The following is a 14,314-nucleotide window of genomic DNA, read 5'->3' on the forward strand; positions in this document are numbered from 1 at the left end:
TGATCCACTTGTCAATAGGATTGTTTGATCTGCTCAATGATTCTATCATGATCAATTATTCTGGGTTTTATTCTGTCCATTTTTGACGCCGCTCTCTGTTTTGATGTGCAGTTCTTTCAGCTGCTGCCCGGACACTGCCGAAGGCGCTTGCATCATCAGGCAGCTGGCACTTTGCGTCTTGGGAAAGGCAATCACATCTCTGATGTTATCCCGGCCGGTCAAAATCATGATTAGTCTGTCTAAACCGAAAGCCAGTCCGCCGTGGGGCGGAGTCCCGTATTCAAAGGCATCCAGCAGATAGCCGAATTTTTCATGAGCTTCTTCCTCGGATAAACCGATAAGCTTGAAAATCTTTTCCTGAATATCGCGCTGATGGATACGGATACTGCCCCCGCCCAGCTCCATGCCGTTCAGCACCATATCATAAGCTTTGGACCGCACGTTAAGCGGATCAGTATCCAACAGCTCCCTGTCTTCATTCATCGGCGCCGTAAACTGGTGGTGCTTGGCGGCAAAACGCTTTTCTTCCTCATCATATTCCAGAAGCGGAAACTCCGTAACCCAGAGACAATTGACCGCATCCCCGGGGATCAACCGCAGGCGTTTGGCCAGCTCTATCCTCAAGTTCCCCAAAGCATGAAAAACAATATCCTCTTTATCGGCGCAGAAGAAAATGATATCACCGGTTTCTCCGCCCACTGCGGCGATGATCCGCTGAATTTCTTCTTCTGTAAAGAATTTAATAATCGGGGACTTCATTCCCTCTTCGGCCAGGACAATATAGGCTAACCCTTTCGCTCCATACTGGCTTACGAATTTGGTCAAATCATCCAGTTCCCGGCGGGGCATACCCGAACATCCCTTCGCACAGACGGCCATCACCCGTCCGCCTTTGGCCACCGTATCGGCAAAGACTTTAAATCCGCTCTCCCTGACAACCTGGGCCACATCCACCAGTTCAAGGCCAAAGCGGGTGTCCGGCTTATCGGAACCATATCTCTCCATTGCTTCAGCATAGCTGAGGCGCGGCAAGGGAAGAGGGATCTCTTTTCCTGTCACTTCAAGAAAGATCTTCGCGATCAGCTGTTCCATCAAAGGAATAATGTCTTCTATTTCAATAAAGGACATCTCCATATCCAATTGGGTAAACTCCGGCTGCCTGTCGGCCCGGAGGTCCTCATCCCTGAAACAGCGGGCAATCTGAAAATACTTTTCCACGCCCGCAACCATCAGCAGCTGTTTATAAATCTGAGGAGACTGGGGAAGCCCGTAAAAACATCCCTGATTGACCCGGCTCGGCACCAGGTAGTCCCTTGCTCCCTCCGGTGTCGACCTGCCCAGGATCGGTGTTTCAATTTCCAAAAATCCATTTTGGTCTAAAAAGCTTCTCATGATTTGCATCACTTTATGCTTAACCATCAAGACTTTTTGCAGCTCCGGTCTTCTTAAATCAAGATAGCGGTACTTCAGCCGAACCGTTTCATCAACTTCAAGATTATCCTGAATATAGAAAGCAGGGGTCTTGGCCCTGTTTAAGATCGCAAACTCACCGACAACAACCTCAATCCCGCCGGTCGTCATGCTGGGATTTTCCGAACCCTCCGGCCTCTGTCTGACCAATCCTTCCAGTTCAACAACATATTCTGAACGCAATCTTTCCGCCGACAAAAAACCTTCATTCGCCATGTCAGGATTGAAAACAACCTGGACGACACCGGAACGGTCCCGCAGATCAACAAAGATAACACCCCCGTGATCTCTCCTTGTTTGAACCCAGCCAAACAGCTTGACCTTCTGCCCAATCATTTCTTCCGTTAATAAACCGGCTTCAGTTCTTCCCTTTAACATGATCGTCCTCCTATTTTACTATGTATTCAATGATTGCCCCGGTGACAGTTCTTACCGCAAAAATTTTTCATGATCTCTTGAACAGTTCTTCTATTTTTTCCGCCAGTAAATCCAAGGGAATTTCAGCCTGTCCGCCTGTTTTCATATCACGAAGAACAGCTGTCTTTCTGGCCAGCTCATCTTCCCCGATGATGACTGCTATTTTGGAACCGGCCCGGTCCGCCGCTTTCATCTGGGATTTCATATTGCGCCCTAAAACGTCCAGGAAACTCTTTATTCCTCTTTTCCGGAGAACGGAAACAAGTTTAAAGCTTTCCAGGCGAGCCGCTTCTCCAAGTGCGATAATCGTGACACTTTCGGCCTGTTCTGCCGCGATGTCAATCTTTTGGGACTCCAGGGCGCTGATCACTCTCTCGATCCCCATCGCAAAGCCGATCCCCGGTGTTGACGGCCCCCCGATTTCTTCGACCAGACCGTCATATCTCCCGCCGCCGCAAATGGCACTTTGCGCTCCGATTTCCCGCACAAGAACCTCAAAAGCGGTTTTGCGGTAATAATCCAAACCGCGGACCATTCCGGCATCAACAACATAAGCGATACCCACTGCTTCTAAGTATTCCTGCAGCTTGGTAAAATGATCCCGGCAGTCGGCACAAAGCATCTCCAAGATCGTCGGTGCGCCTTTGATTAATTCTTTACAGTGTTTGCTTTTACAATCCAAAATTCTCAGCGGATTACGGTCAAATCTTGACTGGCAATCGGCGCAGAGTTCTTCCTTTTTGGGTTCTAAAAACGCCTGAAGCTTTGATTTATGTTCTGCCCGGCAAACAGGACAGCCCACGGAATTGATCTGGATGACCAGATCCTTCAATCCGAGGCGGTTAAACAATTCCCAGACCAGCTGGATGACCTCGGCATCTACAAGAGGATCTTCTCCCCCGAACACTTCCGCCCCGAATTGGCTGAATTGCCGGAACCTTCCTGCCTGCGTATTCTCATACCTGAACATTGGTCCGCGATAATAGAGCTTGACAGGCTGAGGCAAGGCATAAAGCTTATTTTCCACAAAAGCCCGGCAAACTGCCGCCGTTCCTTCAGGCCGCAGAGTCATGGACCTGTTCCCTTTATCCTGAAAGGTATACATTTCCTTGTTGACGATGTCGGTCGTTTCCCCGACCCCCCGTTGAAACAGCTCTGTTGCTTCAAATATCGGTGTTCTGATCTCTTGAAAACCGTATTCCTCGCAGATTTTTCGGATCTGCCCTTCAAGAACGTGCCATTTCTCAATGATGCCCGGGATGATGTCCTGGGTGCCTTTCGGTCTTTGAATCTTCATCTTAAATCCCCCTAAAAGAAACGGTAAAGCACTACTGCCGCCGCAAAGATATTGCTGCAAACTAATTTTATATTATACCATATTCCGTTTTATTTCAGAAGAATAAAATAGCTTGCTTCTCCTGGCGTGAACTCTCTCGTACCCTTCCATGTAGGTCAAAACATCAATTGGCTGGTAGATATTCTGATGCCCGGCAAAATCCTCCGCCATAATTTTGCTGCAGGCGCCGGCCCCCAGCCCCAGAATATTTTGGTTTTCCTCAATCACGGCGATATTATAGCGGCCTTCTTTGCCCGGAAGACAGAAGCCGACATTCTCCAGATTGCCGGAAATATTTTTTTGTCTGTATAAATAATACGGACCATAACCGGCCTGTTGGATCTTCCGGAAAACACCTTCCTGAACCTCCTGCCAAAGCACCCCTCCATTGATGGCCGCACCTGCTTCCCATTGCTTGGATCTTCTCTTTAAAGACATGGCATGAACTGCCAGATTGTCGGGCTTCAGGCTGAGAACCGCCCGCACGGTTTGTTCTACCTCTTCCGGTCCTTCTCCCGGCAGTCCGAGAATGATATCCATATTGATGATCCAATCCCCGATTTCACGGGCCAAAGCATAACAGTCCAAAATATCCTGGACTGTATGTCTTCTGCCGATCGCTCTCAACGTGCCGTCATTCATGGATTGAGGATTTATGCTGAGTCGGTTGACCCCATAACGCTTTAAACAGAGAAGCTTCTCTTGATTCATCGTATCCGGCCGGCCGGCCTCAACCGTATATTCCACATCATCTGCCAGAGGGATCTCTGCTTTGATCTTTTTGAGCAGGATCTCCAGCCTGGCGCTGTCCAGAACCGTAGGGGTGCCGCCGCCGATATAAAGATGATTGACCAAAAAAGAAGTCCTTGTCAGCAAGCCTCCCGCAAGCTCAATTTCCCGGACCAGGGCACTCAAATATCCGGAGATCGTGCTGTCCTGCCCGGTGCTCTCCGCAAAAGCAAAGGAACAGTAAGAACAGCGGCTCGGACAAAAAGGTACGGAAATATATAAAGAAACAAACCGTTGTTGTTTCTTTGTTTGTGGCTGGAAAGGCTCCTGGACAGAAAAAACTGTTTGAAGAAGGCGGATCTTTTCCGGGACCACCAGGTATTTCCGGCTGAGGACCCTCTCCTGGTCCGTTTCGGGGATACCCAGCTTATGCATTGCTGTGACCAATTTTCCGGGCCTGATCCCGGTCATGATCCCCCATGGCGGCATCATTCCGGTAACTCTGGCCAACAGGCGGCAGATCACCTGTTTCACGGCTACCTGGATCGTTGTTTCCCTGCCTGCAACAGGAAGGTCCCCTAAAAATTCTATTTCCTCCGCAGACATCAGGACTGTTTCGGTTTCCCTGTTTTCTACGATCCATTTCCCTCTGATCCAGCCGGGATCAGTGAGTGTTTCGGCCTCAATCAGGATGACTGCCGGACACTCAGAATCCGGATATTCTTTTTCCTCAGGCTTCCCGGCCCCGGCTTCTCTGACCACAATATTTTTGTGTTGAACAAAGGCGGAAACAAGAGCCCGCGAATTGGTTAAAATCTGGGAATCCACCTTTAACCCGTGCAGTTCAATCTTATTCGTCATCCTCGTAATCGCCGTTCAGATAAGGATTGTATCTCCTTTCCTCACCGATTGTGGTCGTGCTTTCATGTCCCGGAAATACTTTGGTCTCATCCCTCAGCAGCATCAGCTTGCCATTGATGCTGTTCAGGATGTTTAACATACTTCCTCCCGGAAAATCCGTTCTGCCGATCGACCTGCAGAAAAGAGTATCCCCGCTCAACAGCCCGTCCGGGCCCAGCAAGCATATGCAGCCTGGGGTATGTCCGGGGGTATGAAGGACCGTATAGGTCAGTTGACCGATTTCCAGGACATCGTTTTCCTGCAGGAGAACATCCGCCCCTTTCTCTACCCTGATGTTTCTCCCCCCATAGGCTGATAAATTCTTTTGCGGATCTGCCAGCATCGGCGCGTCGTCCCGGTGAATATAAACCTTTACCTTTAAAGCGTCCCGGACTTCTTCCAGTGCTCCGATGTGGTCATAATGTCCGTGCGTCAGTAAAATCCCGATAACCTCTACATTTTTTTGGCTGATCCATTCCAGGATGCCCTCGGCTCCCGCTCCCGGATCAACCAGTAAGGCTTTTTTTGTTTCCGGACAGGAAACAAGGTAACAATTTGTTCCCATTCCGGGTGTTTTGATCCCTTCGATCATGCTTGATCCTCCCTGTTAAAAATTTTTCCTGCTGTCCAGAAGAAGAGTGACCGGTCCCCAGTTGATCAGGTCAAGATCCATCTCCGCCTGAAAAATTCCTGTGCTTACCGCAATTCCTTTTTCCTCAAACCTTTTGAGCAGCCTGTCGTAAATCGGCTTTGCCTCTTGGGGTGGACAGGCCTCTGAAAAGCTGGGACGTTTTCCCCTGCGGCAGTCTCCAAACAGGGTAAACTGAGAAACGATCAAAATTTCTCCCCCTATATCCATGACCGACAGGTTCATTTTTCCTTGTTCATCCTCAAATATGCGCAGTCCGGAAATCTTCTCCGTCATCCAGTCGATATCTTCCTCTTGCTCATTCCGGCCGATCCCGATCAGGACCAGCACTCCCCGGCCGATCTGGGAGATGATCTCATGATTTACCCGCACTGAAGCCTTTTTCACCCGCTGCACGACAGCCCGCATCGTTCCGCCTCCGTGTCATATTCTTTCTACTACCGTAACATCCTTGACCCGTCTGATTTTATTCAGGACAAACTCCAGATGCTCGATATTTCTGGCCTCAATTTTCAATTGAATTCTCGCTACTCTATCTTTCCCCACTTTGGCGTTGATCGTTAAAACATGCGTCCTGGTGTCCATGAAAACATTCATAATATCTGAGACCAGCCGGGCCCTGTCTTGTCCGATCACTCCAATATCCACCGGATAAACAGTGGTCATCCCGTCTTCCCATTCTACCTCGATCAGCCTGTTTTGATCTTCCTGCGATAAGCTGAATAGCTCCGGACAATCCCTGCGGTGGACCGATACTCCCCTCCCCCTGGTGATAAAGCCGATGATATCGTCTCCGGGCAAAGGGGTGCAGCAGCGCGAAAACCGGATCAGAACATTGTCCACGCCCTTGACTCTGACCCCCTGAGACGTGGTTGACACCATCTTGCTTTCATTTAAAGGGAGAACAGGCTGCTCATCCTCCAACGCCGGATCATTTTTCAGCACTTCATCTTTCAGACGCATTAAAGCCCGCTTGAATGTGATCGCCCCATCGCCCAATGTGGCGTACAGATCCTCTATTCCATTAAAATTAAAGCTCCGGGCCAGCTTAAGAAGATAGTCATTCTTGAGGGAGATCACCGGGTCCATTCCCAGTTTCCGGGCTTCTCTTTCTAAGCCCTCCCGGCCCCGCACAATATTTTCTTCTCTTTTTTCCTTTTTGAACCACTGGCGGATTTTATTCTTAGCCTGAGATGTTTTGACTAAACATACCCAGTCCCTGCTTGGTCCAGAAGGGATTTTAGAGGTTAATATTTCCACAATATCCCCGTTTTTTAGTTTGGTGTCCAAGGGCACGATGCGGCCATTGATTTTTGCGCCGATACAACGGTGTCCGACATCCGTATGCACACGGTAGGCAAAATCGATCGGGCAAGAATCTCCGGGCAGCTCAACGACGTCACCTTTGGGGGTAAAAACAAAAACCTCGTCGGCAAAAAGATCCAGTTTCAGGGATTCCATAAAATCCCCGGCATCCTTGGAGTCATGCTGCCATTCCAGAAGCTGTCTCAACCAGGACAATTTTTGTTCCAGGTTGCTTTCAACCTTTTTTCCTTCTTTGTACTTCCAATGAGCGGCAATCCCGTATTCCGCCGTACGGTGCATCTCCCAGGTCCGGATTTGGATTTCAAACGGTTCCCCCAGAGTGCCGATCAGAGTGGTATGCAGGGACTGGTACATATTGGGTTTGGGCATGGCAATATAGTCTTTGAATCTTCCCGGTATCGGTTTCCATAGGGTATGGATCACCCCTAAAGCGCCATAACAGTCATTGACTGTCTCCACAATCACCCGGATTGCCGTAAGGTCGTAAATTTCGCTTAAATCCTTATTCTGGGTGATCATTTTTTTATAAATACTGTAAAAATGTTTCGGCCTGCCGGCGATATCCGCCTCTATCCCGACTTCCCCCAACCGGGCCTTCAGGTGCTCGATCACCTTATTGATCTGCTCTTCACGTTCCTTCCTTTTGAGCGCAATCCCTTCGACCAGGTCATAATACTCCTGGGGATGAAGGTAGCGGAAAGAAAGGTCTTCCAGTTCCCATTTTATTCTGAAAATCCCCAGGCGGTTGGCCAGGGGAGCGTAAATTTCGATTGTCTCCTGAGCGATCTCTTTCTGTTTTTGTTCAGTCTTGAACCTCAATGTGCGCATATTATGGAGGCGGTCTGCCAGCTTGATCAGGATCACTCTGATATCCTTGGCCATCGCCAGGAACATCTTGCGCAGGTTTTCCACCTGCACTTCCATTTTGCTCTTATATTCAAGCTTGCCCAGCTTGGTGACGCCATCGACCAGGCCCTCGACTTCCTCCCCAAACACCTTTCGGATGTCTTCCAGTTTTCTCTCCGTATCTTCCGCGACATCGTGAAGAAAGGCGGCGATGATCGTGGAGTCGTCCATTTCCAGCTCAGCCAGAATTAAGGCCACTTCCAGAGGATGCTGGATATAGTCCTCGCCGGAAACGCGCAGCTGCCCGCGGTGAGCTTCTTCCGCATACCTATAGGCCGCTTTTATTTTCGCCAGGTTATATTGGGCATGATTTTGCTTAAGCCTTGCTTCAAGATCATCAAAAGTCACTGGCAATCAAACCTTTCCATCAAGTATGGGGCTGTTGGAAACCCGGTATCGCAGAGAATGGTCCAAATTTAGTTTGTCCTTTACCTTGTTCAGCTTTAATAAAAAAGGCCCCGCGCCTCCGCAAACTGTAAGCATACCCATCTCTTCAAAAACCTTAAGGATACTTTTTTCGGTTTTATTCTGAACCTCAAACAGAAACGGGTTGGCTTTCTCCGCCCTGTTTTTCAGTTCCAGATAAAGCCTGACCAGAATGCCCCGGTTCAAGACCGGCATTGCGTCTGTTTGAAAAAGGCTCTGCCGGATCACGATATCCAGTTCCCTCTCGGACACGAGATCATAATCCCGGATACTGATCTGGATTTTCTCCCGGCCCAAATACTCATTTTTATCAATATTATATACTAAATCCACTGTTTGAGCAGTCTGAAATGATTCTAAACTCTCCCCTATGTTAAAGGCCATTGCTTCAATGACGGACTGCTTTGCCGCTTCAAGCCGGAGCTTCAGGTGTTTTTTTTCCTTTCCCACCGTACAGGCTTCCCGGATATTCACTCCTTTTGTCACAAACAGGGGCGCCGGATTCCCCATTCCAAACGGGGCCAGCTGTTCGATCTCCGCAAAAAGCCCCAGATCGATCTCCTCCATCATGATTTCCGAATCAACCGCGACCTTCTGCTTAAACAGCTCCCCGCCCAAACTGCATATCCCTTCGTTCAGTGCTTTCCGCAGCAAGGCAATATTCTCTATGGGCAGAGTAAAACCGGCAGCCTGCTGATGTCCGCCGAAGTGAGTCAGAAGACCGGCCTGCTCTTGCAGCTCCTTGAGCACATGGTACCCGGAGATTCCTCTTGCCGATCCTTTTCCCACCCCATCGGCCTCGGCAATGATAAAAACCGGCCGGTAATAACGCTCCACCAGCTTGGAGGCCACTATCCCGATTACTCCATGGTGCCAGTCCGGTGAGGAAAGAACAATGACATCGGGCAATTGTTCCTGATCAAGCATTTCTTCCGCTTCAGCCAGTATCTTTCCCTGCACATCTTGTCTGTGCGCATTTTCTCTGCTTAATTGCGCGGCTAATGCCAAAGCCTCTTCGTCGTTTTCTTCCAGCAGCAGATTCAAAGCCGCCTTCGCCGTATCCAGTCTGCCCGCGGCATTGATTCTGGGGGCGACGATGAAGGCAATCTGTCCGGCCTTTGGTACCCTGGCCGCCAGACCGCATTCTGCCAGCAATGCTCTTAAGCCTGTATGAATCGTGTTTTTCATCTGCCTCAGACCACTGGCGACAAGAATCCGGTTTTCTCCGGTTAAAGGCACCACATCGGCAATCGTGCCCAGAGCAACCAGGTCAAGATATGCACACTCGCAAAAATCCGCGGGCGCCCCTTGCCCGAATTCCTGACCGAGAGCCTGGACCAGTTTATAGGCTACCCCCACCCCGGCCAGTTCTCTGAACGGATAACCGGAACCGGGAACTTTGGGATTAATGATGGCCAGAGAAGCAGGCAGCTCATTCTGCGGTTCATGATGGTCGGTGATAATAAAATCAATCCCGATCTCCGCGGCCAGGAGAACTTCTTCCACTGCCGTGATCCCGCAATCCACACTGACGATGAGTTTGACTGCGGATTGGGCCGCCTTTTCCACCACATCTTTTTTTATCCCGTATCCCTCTGAACGGTGCGGGATATAAACATAAGCGTCCAGCCCAAGCTTTTGAAAAACCTTATAGAGCAGAGCCGTACTGGTTATCCCGTCAACATCGTAATCACCATAAATAAGAATCTTTTCCTGATTTTCTTTTGCCCTGGCGATTCTGGAAATCACAGCCGCCATATCCTGAAAGAGAAACGGAGAATGAACATCAAGCAGGGACGGGCGCAAAAAATCAAGAATCCCTTCCGTACTGTTGATCCCGCGTTTCTGTAATATTGATAATGTTGTGGCCGTTAATCCGATGTCCAGGCCGGAATATTCGGTTTGAGAATTTTCCTGAAGCTGCCAAACTTTTTTCATGATTTATTCTTGTTTTGCTCACTGTCGTTTTTATCCTTGTCGATTTGCCCGTCTTGATTCGGCCCGGCTTGATCCGGTTTGTGATTGTTCCGCTCTTCTTGAACCGGGGTATTTTGCCGGGTGTCCGCGGGATTTTTGCTTTCCTTGATTTTTATCGGGTTATGCTGAATTTTATTTCTCAAATCTTTCGTGATGGAGAGCAAAAACATAATCAGAGCGCCCAGAAAGAAAGAGCCAATAATGATTAATACGAGCGGAACGTTTGTTGTCCAGAGAAAAAACTGAACGGTCACCGCAGCGGCATTTTGCACCGCGAACGTGACAATAACCAAGGTAATCATGATCGAGATCAATAAAATAATCATTGACAACTCCTCCCTTAAATTCTATTCTATTATATTTCTTTATCTTTTTTTCTTCAATGACAAAAATCCTGCCTGTCAGATCAGATAATTTCCAAGAACGACCGTAAAGAGCGTCAACAGGATTCTGGTGCCGATGTCCAGGTATAGCCACTTTTTTTCAACATGCCTGGCCGTGAAAAAAACCGGTATCCCAAAGATGATGAACCAGATTAACATTGCGGGCAACAGGGCGATAAAAATGATCAAAAATATGCTGAGCCCAAATCCGCCGAAGGACAGGTCAACCGTCTGCTTAAGGTTGCTTTTCCGGCCGCAGAAAAGCACTGCTCCGGTTCCGATCACGGTCACCAGAAAGATCACCAATTCCCAGCGCCAAAACAAGTCCCTGTCCTGGAATAAAAAATTGAGGATGCTCAAAACCAAAAAAGCACCGAACAGTCCTCTTTTCGGGGAAAAGAGACATAACAGCCCTGCTGTTGTTAAGATCAGTTCCGTTCCAATCCACTCAATCAGTGTCAATTCGCTCAGACCTCACACCAGGTAATAAGATGGTTACTGTATATTCTGTCCCTCACTCCTGACAATCATCCAATAGTGAAACAGCCTTCCCTTAGCGGTATGACATTACCGAGGAAGGCCGGTTTTTTTATCCTGATTAAGCGCCGTCAGCGTTTTTTCCGGGGACCATATCCTTGCTTAGATTTCCTTGGCGGCCAGAGCCCCCCTGCAGATCGCCACTTTGCCTGTCCGTACAATCTCTTTGATTCCGTACTCTTTCAGCAATTCACAAAGCGCATCGATTTTCATGGTCTCGCCGGTCAGCTCAATAATCATGGTATCTTTATTGACATCGACAATATGGGCCCTGAAAATATCGGCGATATTGATGATATCCGCCCTGCTTTCCGGAGAAGCTGAGACCTTAATCAAAGCCAGCTCCCGGTGAATCCGTTCTTTGCCGCTCAAATCAATGATCTTAATGACATCAATCAATTTCGAAAGCTGATTGACGACCTGTTCCAATTCATACTCGTTATCGGCTTCGACCTCGATGGTTATCCTGGTCATATCAGGTTCTTCCGTATATCCGGCGGCGATGCTTTCAATATTGAATGCCCTGCGGCTGATCAAACCGGAGATATGGGTCAATACTCCCGGCTTGTTTTCTACCAGTACGGCTAATGTATGTTTCATCTTTCTCAACCTCCCATGATCATTTGGTCAAGCCGGGCCCCGGACGGGACCATGGGCAGGACATCTTCCGTCTCAGGGATAGAAAGCTCAATCAAAATCGGCCCTTTGGTCCGGAAATATTTGTCAAAGTTTTGTTCAAACTCTTCCTTATTCCCTATCCTCACGGCAGGAACACCCATCGCTTCGGACAGCTGAACATAATCCGTCTTTGTTTTCATGCAGGAAAACGCATAATGGGCATTGTAGAAAGCTCTCTGCCATTGGGCGACCATTCCCAGATAGCCGTTGTTCAGCAAAATAATCTTCACCGGAAGGTTGAGGTCGGCAAGGGTGCTTAACTCCTGACAGTTCATCATAAAACCGCCGTCCCCGCAAATACAGACAACCTCTTTATCCCCTACGCCAACCTGAGCTCCCAGGGCCGCCGGCAAGCCATAGCCCATTGTCCCCAGGCCCCCGGAGGTCAGCAATGTCCTTGGATTCTTGAATTGATAAAACTGCGCGGTCCACATCTGGTGCTGGCCCACATCCGTAGCAATAACGGCCTTGCCGTCTGTCAACTCACTGATCCTCTCAATAACCTGCTGAGGCAAGATATCCCGGGTCTCTTTGTTATAGGTCAAAGGCTTATCTTTTTGCCATTCCAATAACTGCTCTTTCCAGGGCCGGACCTGCCTGGCCCAAAGCTCGGCCGGAACCTCCAGCACCTTTTCCAGCAAGAGCTGAAGCGACCATCTGAGATCTCCCACTACCCTGATGTCCGCAATCAAATTTTTATTGATTTCCGCGGGATCAATGTCAAAATGGACGATTTTGGCCTTAGAGGCAAACTCCGCCAGCAGCCCGGTTACCCTGTCATCAAAACGGGCTCCCAGCCCGATCATCAGATCTGCTTCCGTTGTCGATAAATTACCGGCATAGGTTCCATGCATCCCAATCATGCCAAAGAAATTTTCATCATCCGGGGATACGCAGCCATACCCCATTAAACTGGTCACTACAGGAATACCGGTATGGGCCGTGATTTTCCTCATGATATCCGAAGTATCGGAAAGATTGATTCCCCCGCCCACGAAAAAAAGAGGTTTTTGCGCTTTCATCATCTCTCTGAAAACAGCATCGACCGAAGAAGGATCACCCTTACAAATCGGCTGATATCCCCTTAAGCTGATTTCTTCCGGATAGGAAAAATCAAGCTCGGCCGCAAAAACATTTTTGGCGATATCCACAAGGACCGGTCCGGGACGCCCTGTTCTGGCGATATGAAAAGCTTCTTTGATCACCTTGGGAAGCTCCTGAACATCCTTCACTAAAAAATTATGTTTGGTGATGGGGGTGGAAATCCCGCAAATATCCGCTTCCTGAAAAGAATCCCTGCCGATCAGGGACACGGCCACCTGCCCGGTAATGGCCACAATGGGGACAGAGTCCATATAGGCCGTGGCAATTCCCGTAATCAGGTTTGTCGCTCCCGGTCCTGATGTGGCCACACACACCCCGACCTTGCCGGTCGCGCGGGCATAACCGTCCGCCGCGTGAATGGCCCCCTGTTCGTGCCTGGGCAGAACATGGGGAAAATCAGCCAGAAACAGTTCATCATATAAGGTCAGAACAGACCCCCCGGGATATCCGAATATCACATCCACATTTTCTTTTCTAAAACACGCAATCAGTGCTTGTGCCCCAATCATTTTCATGTCGATTCTCTCCCCCTCTTAGGGTATTATAGTACAGCGGCAAAGTTTTTGCACGATCTTAATTTTTCTTGACCGGCGGTCATTTAGAAAGAATGACCGGGGTAATGGATTGCTCTTTTTCACTATTGTAGATCAGAGATTAAATTTGGTGAATGTCCCCGATTTCAGCCAACCGCACGGCCCCTGAAAAATACCGGGACGCTTCCCGCGGCATCCGGTTCAGGTCCCCCTTATGCGGGAAATGGGTCAGAATCAGGTTCTTAGCTTGGGCCTTTTCGGCCAATAAAGCAAGCTCTTTGGTGGTCATATGGGTCTCAACCATCCCGCTTTCCTCTTCAAAAAGACTGGTTTCCCCTAAAAGAAGGTCGGCTCCCCGGCAAAAATCCGTCAATTCACTTTTCGGCCCCATATCTCCGGTATAGATCAGGACTTTCCCCCCGTATTCAAAACGCATGGCCAGATTGTACCCGTCATGGACCGTTTCCTGAAAAGATACTCTTAACCCGTCGATTTCCAGACTGTCCCCGCTTTCCACCCCTATACCGGCGGTATATTCATCGTAAAACAATTCGGGAAAATGCGGCTCCTTCTTATTGGCATAGATCTTCAGCCTATCCTGGCGCCAGCCAAATACTAAGGCAAATTTCATGGCGTATTGCAGACATCCCAAATCAGCCTTATGATCTTGGTGAAAATGGGACAGGAACACTCCTTTAAGCTCACCGGGGGTGATGTACTGCCATGCTTTACTCAGTACTCCGCTTCCGCAATCAAGCAAGTAATTTCCCCTGTCTGTTTGCAGCAAATAGCCCGCCGTAGATTCTCCCGCTTCAGGATAAGCTCCCCATCTCCCCAGAATGGTCAGTTTCATTTTCATACCCTCTCCTATTGAATGTTCTCCTGTTTATTTCTGCTTGGGCTTATCTGTCCCGGTTTTTTTTCTTTCCTTATCGTATGATCC

At 48.9% G+C, this 14,314-nt stretch carries 12 protein-coding genes; all 12 read right to left on the reverse strand.

Features of this window, described 5'->3' with window-relative positions:
* Positions 1-51: 51 nt before the first annotated feature.
* The 12 genes from aspS to SGLY_RS10510 all read right to left on the reverse strand — a co-directional run bounded on the left by aspS (position 52) and on the right by SGLY_RS10510 (position 14,230).
* A complete protein-coding gene (aspS, locus tag SGLY_RS10455; protein ID WP_013625260.1) occupies positions 52-1,848 on the reverse strand; it encodes an aspartate--tRNA ligase in 1,797 nt (598 codons plus the stop codon).
* A 67-nt stretch (positions 1,849-1,915) separates the two neighbouring features.
* Complete coding sequence (gene hisS / locus SGLY_RS10460) at positions 1,916-3,184, reverse strand: histidine--tRNA ligase (protein WP_013625261.1); 1,269 nt, start codon at positions 3,182-3,184, stop codon at positions 1,916-1,918.
* Positions 3,185-3,256: 72 nt separating this feature from the next.
* Complete coding sequence (gene hemZ / locus SGLY_RS10465; RefSeq protein WP_013625262.1) at positions 3,257-4,813, reverse strand: coproporphyrinogen dehydrogenase HemZ; 1,557 nt, start codon at positions 4,811-4,813, stop codon at positions 3,257-3,259.
* Complete coding sequence (locus SGLY_RS10470) at positions 4,803-5,444, reverse strand: MBL fold metallo-hydrolase (RefSeq protein WP_013625263.1); 642 nt, start codon at positions 5,442-5,444, stop codon at positions 4,803-4,805. The genes hemZ and SGLY_RS10470 overlap by 11 nt, the downstream gene beginning before the upstream one ends.
* Positions 5,445-5,459: 15 nt before the next feature.
* Positions 5,460-5,909, reverse strand: coding sequence for a D-aminoacyl-tRNA deacylase (dtd, locus tag SGLY_RS10475; protein WP_013625264.1), 450 nt, complete (start codon positions 5,907-5,909; stop codon positions 5,460-5,462).
* Positions 5,910-5,924: 15 nt separating this feature from the next.
* On the reverse strand, positions 5,925-8,027 hold the full coding sequence (locus SGLY_RS10480; protein WP_242823029.1) for a RelA/SpoT family protein: 2,103 nt from the start codon (positions 8,025-8,027) through the stop codon (positions 5,925-5,927).
* A 60-nt stretch (positions 8,028-8,087) separates the two neighbouring features.
* Entirely contained in the window at positions 8,088-10,097 is a 2,010-nt protein-coding gene (recJ, locus tag SGLY_RS10485) for a single-stranded-DNA-specific exonuclease RecJ (RefSeq protein ID WP_013625266.1), read from the reverse strand.
* Positions 10,094-10,462, reverse strand: coding sequence for a LapA family protein (locus SGLY_RS17155; RefSeq protein WP_013625267.1), 369 nt, complete (start codon positions 10,460-10,462; stop codon positions 10,094-10,096). Before SGLY_RS17155 ends, recJ begins: the two co-directional genes overlap by 4 nt.
* A 75-nt stretch (positions 10,463-10,537) precedes the next feature.
* Positions 10,538-10,981, reverse strand: a complete 444-nt coding sequence (locus tag SGLY_RS10495; protein WP_013625268.1) for a hypothetical protein — start codon at positions 10,979-10,981, stop codon at positions 10,538-10,540.
* Between the two features lie 177 nt (positions 10,982-11,158).
* Positions 11,159-11,656, reverse strand: coding sequence for an acetolactate synthase small subunit (gene ilvN, locus SGLY_RS10500; protein ID WP_013625269.1), 498 nt, complete (start codon positions 11,654-11,656; stop codon positions 11,159-11,161).
* A gap of 5 nt (positions 11,657-11,661) precedes the next feature.
* Complete coding sequence (ilvB, locus tag SGLY_RS10505) at positions 11,662-13,353, reverse strand: biosynthetic-type acetolactate synthase large subunit (protein ID WP_013625270.1); 1,692 nt, start codon at positions 13,351-13,353, stop codon at positions 11,662-11,664.
* Positions 13,354-13,492: 139 nt separating this feature from the next.
* Complete coding sequence (locus SGLY_RS10510; RefSeq protein WP_013625271.1) at positions 13,493-14,230, reverse strand: MBL fold metallo-hydrolase; 738 nt, start codon at positions 14,228-14,230, stop codon at positions 13,493-13,495.
* Between the last annotated feature and the right edge of the window lie 84 nt (positions 14,231-14,314).

The sequence above is a fragment of the Syntrophobotulus glycolicus DSM 8271 genome, assembly GCF_000190635.1.
Classification (GTDB): domain Bacteria; phylum Bacillota; class Desulfitobacteriia; order Desulfitobacteriales; family Syntrophobotulaceae; genus Syntrophobotulus; species Syntrophobotulus glycolicus.